This is a genomic window from Novosphingobium resinovorum (genome assembly GCF_036352595.1).
Lineage (GTDB): Bacteria > Pseudomonadota > Alphaproteobacteria > Sphingomonadales > Sphingomonadaceae > Novosphingobium > Novosphingobium resinovorum_B.
In genome coordinates, this window is record NZ_JAZFAX010000027.1 from 41119 (window position 1) to 54773 (window position 13655).

A 13655-nucleotide genomic window follows, 5' to 3' on the forward strand; every position below is an offset into this window, starting at 1 on the left:
CAAGATCCTCCCCCTGCGGGGGAGGGGGACCGTGCGAAGCATGGTGGAGGGGCACGCGCGGCTTACGTGACGTCTCGTAATCCGATGGTGCCCCTCCACCCCCGCTGCGCGGCGGTCCCCCTCCCCGCCCGCGGGGAGGATGGGAGAGAGCATCATGCGCAGCTACACGCAGTTCTACATCGACGGCCGCTGGACCAGCCCCGTCACCCCGAAGACCGCCGAAGTCATCAACCCCGCCACCGAGGAAGTCTCCGGCGAAATTTCGCTGGGCTCCCCCGCCGACGTGGACCTTGCCGTCGCCGCCGCCCGCCGCGCCTTCGCCACGTATGGCGAAAGCAGCGTGAAGGATCGCCTCGACCTTCTCGAAGCCATCCAGGCCGAATACGAGCGCCGCGAAGCCGAACTCGGCGAGGCGATCATGGTCGAGATGGGCGCGCCCAAGGGCCTCGCCAACGGCTTTCACACCCTGCTCGGCAAAGGCCATCTCGGCACCGCGATCGAAGTGCTGAAGGAGTTCAAGTTCGAGGAACAGCGCGGCGTTACCCTGATCCGCAAGGAACCGATCGGCGTCTGCGGCCTGATCACGCCGTGGAACTGGCCGATGAACCAGACCTGCGTGAAAATCTTCCCGGCGCTGGCGGCAGGCTGCACGATGATCCTCAAGCCCCCGCAACTCGCGCCCTATTCCGCGCAGATCCTCGCCGAGATCCTCGACAAGGCGGGCGTCCCGGCAGGCGTGTTCAACATGATCCAGGGCCAGGGCTCGGTGATCGGCGCAGCGCTCTCCCGCCACGAGGACGTCGACATGATCTCCTTCACCGGCTCCGAACCCGTGGGCGTGCAGATCCAGAAGGATGCCGCCGACACCGTCAAGCGCGTGGGCCTCGAACTCGGCGGCAAGAGCGCGTGGATCGTGCTCGACGATGCCTCTCTCGCGGCGAACGTCGCGGGCGCGACGGCGGGCATGATGGGCAATTCCGGCCAGACCTGTTCGGCCGGTTCGCGCCTGCTGGTCCCCGCCTCCCGCCTCGACGACGTGAAACGCGCCGCCGCCGAAGCCGCAAGCGGCGTCACCGTGGGCGACCCGCAGAGCGACGTCGCGATGGGACCGGTCGTGTCCAAATCGCAGTACAACATCATCCAGCAGTACATCGAGAAGGGCCTCGAAGAAGGCGCCGAACTGATCGCCGGGGGTCTCGGCAGACCCGAGGGTCTGGACAAGGGCTGGTACGTGAAACCGACCGTGTTCGTCGGCACCAACGACATGGTGATCGCGCGCGAGGAGATCTTCGGCCCGGTGCTGGTCGTGATCCCCTACGACGACATCGACGACGCGGTGCGGATCGCCAACGATTCGAACTTCGGCCTCGGCGGCTACGTCTCGGGCGAGGATCTGGACACCTGCCGCGCCGTCTCGCGCCGGATGCGCACGGGGGCGATCTGGGTCAACGGCGGGTTCGACTTCCACGCCCCGTTCGGCGGCTACAAGCGCTCAGGCAACGGGCGCGAGTGGGGCGAGTTCGGCTTCCACGAGTATCTGGAAGTGAAGTCGGTCATCGGTTGGGGTGCGGCCTGACCCTTCCCTTCGTCATTGCGAGCGCAGCGAAGCAACCCAGGGCGGCTCAAGACTGCCCTGGGTTGCTTCGCTTCGCTCGCAATGACGAGGGGTTGGAGCGCCGCAGGCTATGCTCGAAGTGAGCGCGAAACGAGGCTGCGCGCGTGACCTCGACGGTAAAGGGGTCTGGGGCAATGGCCCCAGGACTTCTTCCCTTCCTCCTTCCGACCCGCTAAGAACCCGCCCGTGGGCACCATAAGGCACTTCTTCCGGCATCGTCCGGCGCTTGCGGCATTGCTGCTGGCGGCGGCGCTGTGCCTCAAGGCGCTGGTCCCCACCGGCTACATGCCCACCGCGTCGGAGACCGGCACGGTCGTCATGCTCTGTTCGGGCACCACGATGACGGTGAACATCCCCGCCAAGGGCGCCCATCCGGACAATGGCGCCGCCACCGCCGACCACCCGTGCGCCTTCGCCCCGCTGAGCGCAGCGCTGACCGGCGCCGACTTCGCGCCGCTGGTGCTGGCGGCGCTGGCTTTCGTCTTCGGCGCAGCGATCCTGCGCCGCGACCTCGCCCTGCCCGCGACCGGCGCCCGGAGCAGGCCGCCCAGTCAGGCCCCGCCTCTCTTCATCTGACCCCGTAAAAGCCCGGCCGTTTCGAGGCCTACAGCTACTCGTCCGCCTCCAGTGCGGGCCGTTCAGGTGAATTTTCCATGCTCCGTAGATTGCTCGCGCTCGGCGCGGCTCCGCTTGCCCTGTTTCCCGTCCATGCTTTCGCCGAAGAGGCGGACGAATCCACCATCCTCGTCGTCGGCCAGCGCGACCGCGACATCAGCCTCGACGCGCGCGGGTTGTCGGTCAGCCTCGGCGACGAACAGTTCGAGGGGGTCAACGCCCGCAACGTCGAAGACCTCATGAAGTACGCGCCCGACTTCTTCGTGCGCACCCGCTATGCCGGAGACTCCAACGGCGTGCCGGGCTTTCGCGGCACCCATTCCACCCAGAGCGCCCGGACGGTGGTGATGGTCGACGGCTTCACGGTGTCCAACTTCCTCGGCAACTCCTTCGCCTATGCGCCCAAATGGGGCGTCGTCGGCCCCGGCGAGGTGGAGCAGTTCGACGTCGTCTACGGCCCCTATTCGGCGCGCTATGCGGGCAATTCGATGGGCGGCGTGGTCAACATCACCACCCGCTCGCCAGAGAAGACCGAGGCCTTCGCCACCGTGCAGGCCATGGCCCAGCCCTACGACCAGTACGGCACGCACGATACCTACTACGGCTACTCGGCGGAAGGCGGGTTCGGCTTTCGCCAGAAGGACGGCCCATGGTCGGTGCGCCTCTCCGGCCGCCACTTCCGCAACACCGGCCATCCGCAGATGTTCTACGGCCTGACGCCCTCGGACAGCACCGCCGCCGCGACCGCAGTGACCGGCGCGATCCTCGACCCGAAGCAGGCGGTCGCCGGTTCCCCCGGCACCAGCACCAACCCGATCTTCGCCGCCCAGAGCCCGGCCGAAACCACGCAGGACCAGGCCAAGCTGCGCCTCGGCTACGACGGCGCATCGGGCGTTACCGGCGAGTTCCTGCTGGCCTACTGGCACAACCTCGACAGCCAGACCGCTCCCGACTGCTACCTTCGCGACGCCAGCGGCAACGCGGTATGCGACGGCCTCGTCTCGACAGGCGGCAAGACCTACACCGCCAGCGGCGCCAACTGGTCGCGCACCGTGCGGGACGAAGTGCTGGCGGGCCTGAAGCTCGCCGCGCCGCTGTCCGATGCGGTGGAGGTGCAGGCGAACGTCTCGACCTACCAGATCCTGCGCTCGGACGGCTTCACCTCCAGCACCTGGAGCGACGGCGCCAACGGCGGCGCGGGCCGCCTCGCCCGGCAGGGACCGACTTACTGGTGGACCGGCGAGCTTTCCGCGACCGCCCGCCTCGGCGGCGTCGAACTGGCGGGCGGCGGCAGCGCGAATCTCTACAGGACCGATCTCACCAACTACACTTTGGCGAACTGGCGCAGCGATGCGGGCAAGGCGTTCTCCACCCGCACCTTCGGCAAGACCCGCACCCTTGCCGCGTGGGGCGAAGTGCGCGTGCCGCTTGATCCGGTAACCCTGACGCTGGGCGCCCGCTACGAAGACTGGCGCGCCTTCGACGGCGGCCTCGCCCGCGTAAGCACGGCTGGCGCGGTGGTCACCAACCGCTACGACAGCCGCCATGCCACCGGCTTCCAGCCCAAGGCATCGCTGGAATGGGCCGTCGATCCCGACACCCGCGTTCAGCTCAGTCTGGCGAAAGCGGTACGCTTCCCCACTGTGGGCGAGCTGTTCCAGGGCAGCCTGAACGGCGACGGCACCTTCAACGAGGATAGCTTCGACCCGAACCTCAAACCCGAGCGCTCCACCGACGCCAACCTCTTGGTCGCCCACGACTTCGGCGGCGTGAAGCTTACCGGCTCGGCGTTCTGGCAGCGGGTGAAGGACACGATATTCTCGTTCTACGGCTTCAACCAGAACGGGGTGAGCACCTCGAACTTCAAGAACATCGACGTCACCCGCCAGTACGGCTTCGAACTGATCGCCGAGGCCCATGACGTCCTCATCCCCGGCCTCGACATCGACGCCAACGCCGCCTGGATCGATTCGATCACCGTGCGCAACGACGCCGCCCCGGCGGCCGAGGGCGTGCAGTTCCCCCGCATCCCGCGTTGGCGGCTCAACGGCAATGTGCGCTACCGGGTGGCCGAGCCGGTGCTCGTCTCCATCGGCGTGCGCTATGCCAGCCGCCCCAACACCGACCTCTTCGGCCTGCAGCGCGGCGACACGTACGGCTACACCTCCGAACTCTTCGCGCTCGACATGCGGGTGAGTTGGGAGGTGACGTCGCAACTGCGCCTGAGCGCCGGCGTGGACAACCTGACCAACGACCGCGCCTGGGTCTACCACCCCTACCCGCAGCGCAGCTTCCTCGTCGAAGCGGGGTGGAAGCTGTGAGTGTGCCCCGCACCGAGAGGTGGTATCGCGCGGTCTGGCGCTGGCACTTCTATGCCGGGCTGCTGTGCGTGCCCTTCGTACTGTGGCTGTCGGTGACGGGCGGGCTCTACCTGTTCAAGCCGCAGATCGAGGCGGCGCTCTACGCGCCCTATCGCGGTGTCGCGACCGGGCCGTCACTGGCGCCCGAAGTCATCGCCGCCAGCGCCGTCGCGGCGGTGCCGGGTTCGGTACTGCACAAGTACGTCCTGCCCGAAAGCCCGCGCGATGCGGTCGAGGTGCTCGTCGGCCGGGGCAGCGAGGACGTGCGCGTCTGGGTCCACCCGGTGACCGGCGCGGTGCTCCATCAGGTGCCCGAGGAAGACCGCCTGATGCGCGTGGTGTTCCGCCTCCACGGCGAACTGCTGGCAGGCGCCTGGGGCTCGGCTCTGGTCGAGACGGCGGCGTGCTGGACGATCGTGATGCTGCTGACCGGCCTGTTCCTGTGGTGGCCGCGCGGCGCCGCGCGGCTGGCGGGCGTGCTCTATCCGCGCCTGCGCCGGGGCCGCGCGCTGTTCTGGCGTGACTTTCATGCGGTGACCGGGCTGTGGATCTCGCTGGGCGCGCTGTTCCTGATCGCCTCGGGCCTGCCCTGGGCGAATGCCTGGGGCGACTACTTCAGCCAGGTCCGCGCGGTGACCGGCACGGCGGCGGGACGGCAGGACTGGTCCGCCGGATCCGCCACCGAAGCCGCCCGCCGCGCCCGCGAAGACGCCGCGATGCGCGCGATGATGTCCGAACATGCGGATCACCACGGGATGGTCATGGCGCACATGGCGCCGCCGCCTGCCAGCCTCGACTCGGTGATCGCCAGCGCGCGCCGCCTGCACTTCGCCGCCCCGGTGGACGTCAGCCCGCCGACGGCGCCCGGCGCGCCCTGGCAGGTCCGCAGCCAGGCCGAGAACCGCCCCCGCCGCGACAGCGCCGAGATCGCCCCGGACGGCGCCCTGATCGGCGTCCAGCGCTTCGCCGATCGCCACTGGATGGACCGCGCGGTCGGCTACGGCGTGGCCATCCACGAGGGCGCCTGGGCGGGCCTCGCCAACCAGCTTGTCAATCTGGCGGTGCTGCTGGGCCTCGTGCTGCTGTGCCTGTCGAGCGTGGTGCTGTGGTGGCGCCGCCGCCCGACCGGCGGCCTCGGCGCGCCGCGCACGCTGGCGCCGCTGCGGCATTCCTGGGCGCTCGTCGCGCTGGTGCTCGTGCTGGCGGCGGCGATGCCGCTGTTCGGCCTCTCGCTGGGTCTTGCCGTAATGGTGGAAGCCGCGCTCGGGCGGACATCCCCCGCACTGCGCCGCTGGATGGGCTGGCGCGAGGCCGCGCCGGCTGCCGCAGGGCCATGATGGAGGAAAATGGTGGGCGGTGAGGGGCTCGAACCCCCGACCCTCTCGGTGTAAACGAGATGCTCTACCAACTGAGCTAACCGCCCGCGTCTTGCGCGACGGCGCGCTATTGCCGTGTTGCGCGCGCGCCGTCAATGCCTGCCAGGCGATCTGTTACCAGTCGAACCAGCGGCGCTGCCGCCAGCCGGGGCGGCTGGCCTGCACCACCCCGCCGCGATCGACCTCGGTGACCACCGGCTGCGGCTCGTAAGCGGGCACCGGCCGCCCCTGCGCGAGCGCATCGGCGCGCGCTTCCGCCCGTGCGGCGCGCAGTTCGGCTTCGTGGAGGCGAGCATCCGTATCGCGCTCTCGCGCCTGGGCATCGCGCGCGGCGCGTTCTCCCCGGCGCTCGCGGGTGATGGCGTAGTAGTGGCTCCACATCTGGCTATGCGCGAAGGCGAGCGCGAGGCCGCCGATGATCGCGAGGTTCTTGAGCGCCATGACCCGCTGCATCGGATCGCCGATCTGGGCGTGGAAGGACAGTATCGTCAGCGCGGTGAACCCGGCCAGCAGCACCGCCACCAGCCGCACCATGAAGCCGGCGGCAAGGCACAGCCCGGCCAGCAGCTCGAACAGGCCGACAGGGATGGCAAGGCCCGAAGGCAATCCCGAAGCGACGATCATCGTCTCGGTGGCGGAGATGTCGGCAAGCTTGCCGGCACCCGAGAATATGAAGATGAGCGCGATCAGGATGCGCCCGATAATGGCGGCGATCTTCGACACGGCATGTCTCCCGGCCTTGTTATGGTGCCGGGAGAAGCGGACATGCGCGGGCTTTGTTCCCGATCAGAGGCGGGTCAGAGGCGGGGCAGCGTCACCCCGCGCTGGCCCATGTACTTGCCCGCGCGGTCGGCATAGCTGGTCTCGCACGGTTCGTTGCCCTTGAGGAACAGGAACTGGCAGGCGCCCTCGTTGGCGTAGATCTTCGCGGGCAGCGGCGTGGTGTTGGAGAATTCCAGCGTGACGTGCCCTTCCCAGCCCGGCTCCAGCGGCGTCACGTTCACGATGATGCCGCAGCGGGCATAAGTGCTCTTGCCCAGGCAGATCACCAGGACATCGCGGGGCACGCGGAAGTATTCGACCGTGCGCGCCAGCGCGAAGGAATTGGGCGGGATCACGCAGACGTCGGTGGTGCGATCGACGAAGGAATTGGCCGCGAAGTCCTTGGGATCGACCACCGCCGAATCGACGTTGGTGAAGATCTTGAACTCGGGCGCGACGCGGGCGTCGTAGCCATAGGACGAGAGGCCGTAGGAAATGCAGCCGTCGCGGCGCTGCGCCTCCACGAACGGCTCGATCATGCCGTGTTCCTGAGCCTGCTGGCGAATCCACTTGTCGCTGAGAATAGACATGGCGCGGGTGTTGCCCAAACCCGCCGGGAGCGACAAGGGCGGCGCCCGTCTTGTCCACCGCCGGCCCGATCTTCCGGCGCGGCGCGGCGGCGGGAACTTGGGGGATTTCCCCGTGCCCCGGTTGCGGTTACGCATCGATGCGAAGCAAACGGGGGTTGAGGGCATGAAGAGGCATCTACTGGCCGCGCTGGGCTGTGCGGCGATGATCGCGGGAACCGCCGGGGCCACCGAGGCCACCATCGACACCGGCGGCGACGAGGCGGACCAGGCCACGATCACCCGGGCGTTCGGGCTGATCGGCCAGAAGCAGGCGGCGCAGGCGCTCGATCTGGTGGCCCCGCTGCTGACGCGGTTCGACGCGCAGATCGTGCAGGCAGAGACGCAGGGCATGGTGTTCTGCGGCCCCAACATGATGGAGGCGATCATCTACGCGACGCTGCCCGGCACGCAGAAGAAGAACGGCGTGGTGCTGGGGCCGCAGGTCTGCGATGCGCTCTATGCCAAGTCCTACGCGCTCATCGAACTCGGCCGCAGGCCGGAAGCGCTGGCGGCACTGCAGAGACTGACCGCGCTGGCGCCGATGCACGGGCAATACTTCATCGAACTGGGCTACGCCTACCGGATCAACGGCCAGAACGACAAGGCGGAGGAAGCCTATCGCTCCGCGCTCGAACACGCGGACTTCGCGGAAGACGACAAGACCAAGAAGCACACCCGCGCCGCCGCGCGGCGCGGCATCGGCTACATGCTGATCGAGAAGGGCGATCTGAACGGCGCCGAAAAGGCGTACAGGCAGTCGCTCAAGGACGACCCGGACAGTCCCGTCGCCCGCAACGAACTCGACTTCATCGCCCAGCAGCGCAAGACGGCGAAATGAAGCGGGGCTTATGCGAAGTTTAAGGAATCTCCGGTAGGCCCCGCGCATGACCAAGCCCGCCCGCATCCTCGTCGTCTTCGGCACCCGGCCCGAGGCCATCAAGCTGTTCCCCGTCGTCCACGCGCTCAAGGCCGATCCCCGGTTCGAGTGCGTGGTCTGCGTCTCGGCGCAGCATCGCCAGATGCTCGATCAGGTGCTGGAGATCGCCGGGATCGTGCCTGACCACGACCTCGACGTGATGCAGCCCGACCAGACGCTCGATGCACTGACGGCGAACCTGCTGACCGGCCTGGGCAAGGTGATGGACGCAGTGAAGCCTGATCGCGTGATCGTGCAGGGCGACACCGCCACCGCCATGTCGGGCGCTCTCGCAGCCTATTACCGCAAGCTGCCGGTCGATCACGTCGAGGCAGGGCTGCGCAGCTACAACATCTACCATCCCTGGCCCGAGGAGGTGAACCGCAAGATCATCGGCGCCATCGCCAGCCTGCACTTCGCGCCGACGACCACCAGCGAAGCCGCGCTGCTGCGCGAGAACGTGGCGGCGGACCGCGTCCACGTCACCGGCAATACCGTGATCGACGCGCTGCACTGGGTCACCGCCGAGATTGAGCGCAATCCCGCTCTCGCATCGGGCCTCGCCGACCTAGAAACCCGCTTCGCAGGCAAGCGCATCATCGGCGTCACCAGCCACCGCCGCGAGAACTTCGGCGAGGGCATGGAGCAGATCGCACAGGCCATCCGCGAAGTCGCATCGCGCCCCGATACGGCGGTGATCTTCCCCGTCCACCTCAACCCCAACGTGCGCAAGGTGATGAACGAGCGTCTTTCCGGCCTCGACAATGTCGCGCTGATCGAGCCGCTCGACTACCCGCACTTCGCCCGGTTGCTGGCGATCAGCGAGATCATGCTCACCGATTCGGGCGGCGTGCAGGAGGAAGCCCCGGCCCTCGGCAAGCCGGTGCTGGTGATGCGCGAGACCACCGAGCGGCCCGAAGGCGTCGAGGCGGGCACCGCGAAACTCGTCGGCACCGATGCGCGCCGGATCGTTACCGAATTATCAACCCTGCTCGACGATAAGACCGCCTACGAGGCCATGGCGCGCGCCCACAATCCATTCGGAGACGGGCAGACCTCGCGCCGCATCCTGGAGCTGCTTGCGAATGAAATCTGACAACAAGCCCGCCGTCTGCGTCGTCGGCCTCGGCTACATCGGACTTCCCACCGCCGCCGTGATCGCCCGTTCGGGCAGCAAGGTGCTGGGCCTCGACGTGTCGCAGAAGGTGGTGGACACCATCAATCGCGGCGAGATCCACATCGAGGAAGTCGATCTCGACGGTCTCGTGCAGGGCGTCGTTTCGCGCGGGCTGCTCTCGGCCTCGCTGGAGGTGGCGCCCGCCGACGTCTTCGTGATCGCGGTGCCCACGCCCTTCGAGAAGGACGAGAAGGGCGACCACGCCCCTGACATCTCGTATGTCCTCGCGGCAGGCCGCAAGATCGCGCCGGTGCTCAAGGCGGGCGACGTGGTGATCCTCGAATCGACCTCGCCGGTCGGCACCACCGAGAAGATGCGCGACATGATCGCGCAGATGCGCCCGGACCTGAAGATACCCTATGCGGATCAGGGGGGCCTGACGCGCGAGACCCCGGACATCTCGATCGCCTACTGCCCCGAGCGCGTCCTGCCCGGCCGCATCCTCGAGGAACTGACCAACAACGACCGGTCGATCGGCGGCATCACCCCGCGCTGCGCGCGCAAGGCGCTGGCGTTCTACAAGCGCTTCGTGCGTGGCGAATGCGTCACCACCGACGCCCGCGCGGCCGAGATGACCAAGCTGGTCGAGAACGCCTACCGCGACGTCAACATCGCCTTCGCCAACGAACTGTCGATCGTCTCGGACCGCATGGGGCTGGACGTGTGGGAGGTGATCCGCCTCGCCAACCGCCACCCGCGCGTCAACATTCTCTCGCCCGGCCCAGGCGTCGGCGGCCACTGCATCGCGGTGGACCCCTGGTTCATCGTCCACGGCGCGCCCGAGGAAACCCCGCTGATCCGCACCGCGCGCGGCGTCAACGACGGCAAGATGCATCACGTCATCGCCAAGGCCGAAGCGCTGATCGAAGCCCATCCGGACGCGCGCATCGCCTGCCTCGGCCTCGCCTTCAAGGCCAACATCGACGACTTCCGCGAGAGTCCGGCCCGCTTCGTCGCCAGCCGCATCGCGCGCAAGTTCGGGGAGCGCGTCTCGATCGTCGAGCCCTATGCCACCGAACTGCCGATCGAGTTCACCGACACCGGCGTCACCCAGATCGACATCGACGAAGCGCTGGAGACTTGCGAGATACTGATCGTGCTGGTGGACCACGACGTGTTCCGCGTCGTGCCGCTGGCAGAACGCGCAACCAAGCTGGTCTACGACACGCGCGGCATCTGGGCCGACCAGCCCCGCGTCGTGCGCGAAGAAGCGGCGAAGCTGGCTCTGGCGAGCTGAGCCTCACCTCGTTCGTCATTGCGAGCGCAGCGAAGCAATCCAGGGCAGTATGAGGCCGCCCTGGATTGCTTCGCTGCGCTCGCAATGACGGAGTGGGGGCCATTTGCCCCGTCACCTTAGCTTGATCAAAAAAACTGACGGTCATCCCCGCGAAGGCGGGGATCCAGCTGATGACGGTGCGGTCGGCCACTTCAGGAGATGGGTTCCCGCCTTCGCGGGAATGACGGTGCAGGGGGACGATTCGGTCCCAACCCGGCAAGATTTGCCCAGCGGTTCCAGAATCTTGCGACCAAACACTTCATCGCATTCCGTCGCTTGTGGACAGTGCGACGAACCGTGCGAGAGGGACGGTGACCGCCCAGCCCCTTCGCTATCGCAGCAAGAGTTGCGCGTTATAACTCCTGTCCATGAAATTCGTTCCCGCACTCGCTCTGGCCGCTGTTGCTCTGTTCACCCAGCCGGTGATCACTCAGGCGGCCATGGCCCGTCCGCTCCAGTGCGCACCTTATGCGCGGGAACACTCGGCCATCGACCTGCATGGCAACGCCGCCACCTGGTGGGGCCAGGCCGAAGGCTCCTATGCGCGCGGCAAGACCCCGCTCGCCGGCTCGGTGCTGGTGTTCAAGGCGACCGGCGCGATGCCGGTGGGCCATGTCGCGGTGGTCAAGAAGATCGTGGATGACCGTCACGTCGTCCTCAACCACGCCAACTGGTCGCGCCCCGGCATGATCGAGACTTCGGCCATGGCCGAAGACGTCTCCGCCAACGGCGACTGGAGCAGCGTGCGCGTGTGGTACGCGCCGACCCAGTCGCTGGGCCTGCGCGCCAGCCCCGCCTTCGGCTTCATCTACGCCCCGGGCAGCGAAACCGCCGTGGCCGAACAGAAGCCCGCCGTGCCGAGCGATGCCTTCCAGGCCGCCTTCGCGCAGCTGCCCTCGCACTGATCTAGGGCGTAAACTCATAAATGGCACCATCGAGGTTTGAGCCAAAATGGCTCAACGCAAGGAGGCAGGGCGAAGGGATATGTCGATATCTCAAGGCCTGCCGACGTAGCGCTGGGCCATTTTGGTCAAATCCTCCGGACGCCCGAATGGCTTCCATCTCGCACCGAAGCGACCTTGGACGGGCAACCAGCCCGTCCGGCGGCCACTTCGGCCCGAGTTGTTCGCCATTCGGGCGCCTCGATGGTGCCATCTATGAGTTTACGCCCTAGCACCGCATCGACGGAATTACCGTCCCGGATCTGACCCGGGACCGTTCGCGCATGCGCGCTCCCGATCCCCGGTCGAATCCGGGACGGTACGAAGCGCGGGAAGCGGACGCCCTCCTGCCGATTGCAGGAGTTACTCGGTGGCCAGCCGCTTCCCGCTTTCGATTACTTGCAGACCTTCACCTTCTTGCCATGCTGGACCTGGTAGCGGCAGGTGACCTTCTTGGCCGGGGTCTTCTTCACCACGGTGGTCTTCTTCACCACGGCGGCCTTCTTCACGGTCGTCTTCTGAGCGGTGGGATGTGCCGCCTGCTGCGCGCTCGCCATCGACGGGGCGAAAGCGCCCAGGGCAAGGGCGGCGAGGATGGTAATGCTAGTCTTGTTCACGAGTAATCCCTGTTTCCAAAGCGGCCGCAAGGACCGCAGGCGTCGCACCCGCCTTGCCACCGCAAAGACACCTGCGCGCCTGAAGATGGGGTGAACGTGCGCCGAAACCTCGGGAGTTTACAAAGTATTACATAGGCCGCGAAGGCGGCTTCACTGGCCCGGATTCACTGCACCGCCGGCTCGATCCGCGCCAGCTTGCGCACCGAACGGGCGGTCTGCATCAGGAACAGGCCGATCAGCACCACGCCGACACTGCCGACGAACCAGTCGAACCCGGTCATCGCCTCCATGTCGCGCTGCTTGTCGCCCAGCACCAGCATCGCGAACGTCAGCGAGATCAGGATCAGCCGTAGTTCGGTGGGACCGGCGTTGAGGTAGGACAAGCGCATCTCGCCCAGCACGCGCACCGCCAGGAAGGCGTGGATGCACAGCAGCAGGTAACCGACCATGGCGATCAGCGCCACTTCGAGCCGGACATAGGGGCTCACCCCGATGCCCAGCAGGATCAGGAACGTGGCGATGCCATCGCAGCTATGATCGAGGAAATAGCCGTAGCGGGGCCGCTCGATATGGCGGAAACGGGCGAGGCTACCGTCCATCGAATCGCCGAACCAGTGCAGCAGGTAGCCGGGAATGCAGAGCCACAGCCAGTCCTCGTCGAGCAGGCTGGTGGCGTAGCCGGCGAAGATCAGCACCGCGCCGGCCATGCCGATCGCGGTCAGCAGGTCCGGCTTCACCCAGGCAGGCATGCGCGCGCAGAGCCAGTTCAGCAGCCGGCGCTCGCCGATCGCGAGGAGATTGCGCTGGATGCGGGCGGGGGGCGCGATGCGATTTTCCTGCATGGGCCCTTATTGTGACAAGTCGATGGCTTGGCAAGGCAAACCGCCGCCCCGGCAGGCCGTTCCGTCGCTTGTCCCTCGATTCCGCGGAGGATCTATGCGCCGACCAGATGGACGGCGATCTCGCGCCGATGCGGGCGGCGCCGGTGCTCGGCAAGGTAGATGCCCTGCCAGGTGCCCAGCGCCATGCGCCCCCCGATCACCGGGATCTGCAGGTTCACCCCCGTCAGCACCGCCTTGAGGTGTGCGGGCATGTCGTCGGGCCCTTCCTCGTCGTGGAGGTAGTCGCCGTCCTCGGGTGCCAGCCGGTCGAGCCACGCTGCCAGGTCCAGCCGCACCTCGCGCGCGGCGTTCTCCTGGATCAGCAGCGATGCCGAAGTGTGCCGGCACAGCAGGGTCAGCAGCCCCTCCCCGATCCCGGTCCCCGCCAGCCATTCGGCCATCGTCCGCGTGATATCGGTAAAGCCGCGCCCCGGGGTGTCGAAGGAAAGGATGGCAGAGGCCTGTCGCATTGCGCCACGGTGCGCGCCTG

Annotated in this window: 13 protein-coding genes and 1 tRNA gene; 8 read left to right on the forward strand and 6 right to left on the reverse strand. The window is 67.4% G+C overall.

Annotation, left to right across the window (positions count from 1 at the left end; all coding sequences use genetic code 11):
• Positions 1 to 154 precede the first annotated feature (154 nt).
• From V2S85_RS20645 to V2S85_RS20660, 4 genes are all read left to right on the forward strand, one after another.
• Complete coding sequence (locus tag V2S85_RS20645; RefSeq protein WP_330704700.1) at positions 155 to 1576, forward strand: aldehyde dehydrogenase family protein; 1422 nt, start codon at positions 155 to 157, stop codon at positions 1574 to 1576.
• A gap of 225 nt (positions 1577 to 1801) precedes the next feature.
• Entirely contained in the window at positions 1802 to 2191 is a 390-nt protein-coding gene (locus tag V2S85_RS20650; protein ID WP_330704701.1) for a hypothetical protein, read from the forward strand.
• 77 nt (positions 2192 to 2268) lie between these two features.
• Positions 2269 to 4551, forward strand: a complete 2283-nt coding sequence (locus V2S85_RS20655) for a TonB-dependent receptor (protein WP_330704702.1) — start codon at positions 2269 to 2271, stop codon at positions 4549 to 4551.
• A complete protein-coding gene (locus V2S85_RS20660) occupies positions 4548 to 5927 on the forward strand; it encodes a PepSY domain-containing protein (protein WP_330704703.1) in 1380 nt (459 codons plus the stop codon). The genes V2S85_RS20655 and V2S85_RS20660 overlap by 4 nt, the downstream gene beginning before the upstream one ends.
• A gap of 10 nt (positions 5928 to 5937) precedes the next feature.
• Here the strand turns inward: V2S85_RS20660 and V2S85_RS20665 are convergent.
• The 3 genes from V2S85_RS20665 to dcd form a co-directional block, all read right to left on the reverse strand.
• A tRNA-Val gene (locus V2S85_RS20665) sits at positions 5938 to 6013 on the reverse strand.
• Positions 6014 to 6080: 67 nt separating this feature from the next.
• Positions 6081 to 6689 (reverse strand): DoxX family protein, encoded by a 609-nt coding sequence (locus V2S85_RS20670; protein ID WP_330704704.1) that lies wholly within the window; start codon positions 6687 to 6689, stop codon positions 6081 to 6083.
• Positions 6690 to 6763: 74 nt separating this feature from the next.
• A complete protein-coding gene (gene dcd, locus V2S85_RS20675; RefSeq protein WP_008831254.1) occupies positions 6764 to 7318 on the reverse strand; it encodes a dCTP deaminase in 555 nt (184 codons plus the stop codon).
• 163 nt (positions 7319 to 7481) lie between these two features.
• Between dcd and V2S85_RS20680 the strand changes: the two genes are divergently transcribed.
• From V2S85_RS20680 to V2S85_RS20695, 4 genes are all read left to right on the forward strand, one after another.
• A complete protein-coding gene (locus V2S85_RS20680) occupies positions 7482 to 8195 on the forward strand; it encodes a tetratricopeptide repeat protein (RefSeq protein ID WP_330704705.1) in 714 nt (237 codons plus the stop codon).
• Positions 8196 to 8241: 46 nt separating this feature from the next.
• Positions 8242 to 9369 (forward strand): non-hydrolyzing UDP-N-acetylglucosamine 2-epimerase, encoded by a 1128-nt coding sequence (wecB, locus tag V2S85_RS20685; RefSeq protein ID WP_330704706.1) that lies wholly within the window; start codon positions 8242 to 8244, stop codon positions 9367 to 9369.
• A complete protein-coding gene (gene wecC, locus V2S85_RS20690) occupies positions 9359 to 10687 on the forward strand; it encodes a UDP-N-acetyl-D-mannosamine dehydrogenase (protein WP_330704707.1) in 1329 nt (442 codons plus the stop codon). The genes wecB and wecC overlap by 11 nt, the downstream gene beginning before the upstream one ends.
• 407 nt (positions 10688 to 11094) lie before the next feature.
• Entirely contained in the window at positions 11095 to 11631 is a 537-nt protein-coding gene (locus V2S85_RS20695) for a CHAP domain-containing protein (RefSeq protein ID WP_330704708.1), read from the forward strand.
• Between the two features lie 431 nt (positions 11632 to 12062).
• Here V2S85_RS20695 and V2S85_RS20700 read toward each other — a convergent pair whose 3' ends face one another.
• From V2S85_RS20700 to V2S85_RS20710, 3 genes are all read right to left on the reverse strand, one after another.
• A complete protein-coding gene (locus V2S85_RS20700; RefSeq protein WP_330704709.1) occupies positions 12063 to 12284 on the reverse strand; it encodes a hypothetical protein in 222 nt (73 codons plus the stop codon).
• 164 nt (positions 12285 to 12448) lie between these two features.
• A complete protein-coding gene (locus tag V2S85_RS20705) occupies positions 12449 to 13126 on the reverse strand; it encodes a CDP-alcohol phosphatidyltransferase family protein (RefSeq protein WP_330704710.1) in 678 nt (225 codons plus the stop codon).
• A 92-nt stretch (positions 13127 to 13218) separates the two neighbouring features.
• A complete protein-coding gene (locus tag V2S85_RS20710) occupies positions 13219 to 13635 on the reverse strand; it encodes a secondary thiamine-phosphate synthase enzyme YjbQ (protein ID WP_330704727.1) in 417 nt (138 codons plus the stop codon).
• Positions 13636 to 13655 lie beyond the last annotated feature (20 nt).

Excerpts from the sequence above, each read along its gene's own strand:
- wecB (WP_330704706.1), top strand. The coding sequence starts at position 8,242 with ATGACCAAGCCCGCCCGCATCCTCGTCGTCTTCGGCACCCGGCCCGAG.
- V2S85_RS20680 (WP_330704705.1), top strand. The coding sequence starts at position 7,482 with ATGAAGAGGCATCTACTGGCCGCGCTGGGCTGTGCGGCGATGATCGCG.
- V2S85_RS20705 (WP_330704710.1), bottom strand. The coding sequence starts at position 13,126 with ATGCAGGAAAATCGCATCGCGCCCCCCGCCCGCATCCAGCGCAATCTC.
- dcd (WP_008831254.1), bottom strand. The coding sequence starts at position 7,318 with ATGTCTATTCTCAGCGACAAGTGGATTCGCCAGCAGGCTCAGGAACAC.
- V2S85_RS20710 (WP_330704727.1), bottom strand. The coding sequence starts at position 13,635 with ATGCGACAGGCCTCTGCCATCCTTTCCTTCGACACCCCGGGGCGCGGC.
- wecC (WP_330704707.1), top strand. The coding sequence starts at position 9,359 with ATGAAATCTGACAACAAGCCCGCCGTCTGCGTCGTCGGCCTCGGCTAC.
- V2S85_RS20695 (WP_330704708.1), top strand. The coding sequence starts at position 11,095 with ATGAAATTCGTTCCCGCACTCGCTCTGGCCGCTGTTGCTCTGTTCACC.
- V2S85_RS20645 (WP_330704700.1), top strand. The coding sequence starts at position 155 with ATGCGCAGCTACACGCAGTTCTACATCGACGGCCGCTGGACCAGCCCC.
- V2S85_RS20655 (WP_330704702.1), top strand. The coding sequence starts at position 2,269 with ATGCTCCGTAGATTGCTCGCGCTCGGCGCGGCTCCGCTTGCCCTGTTT.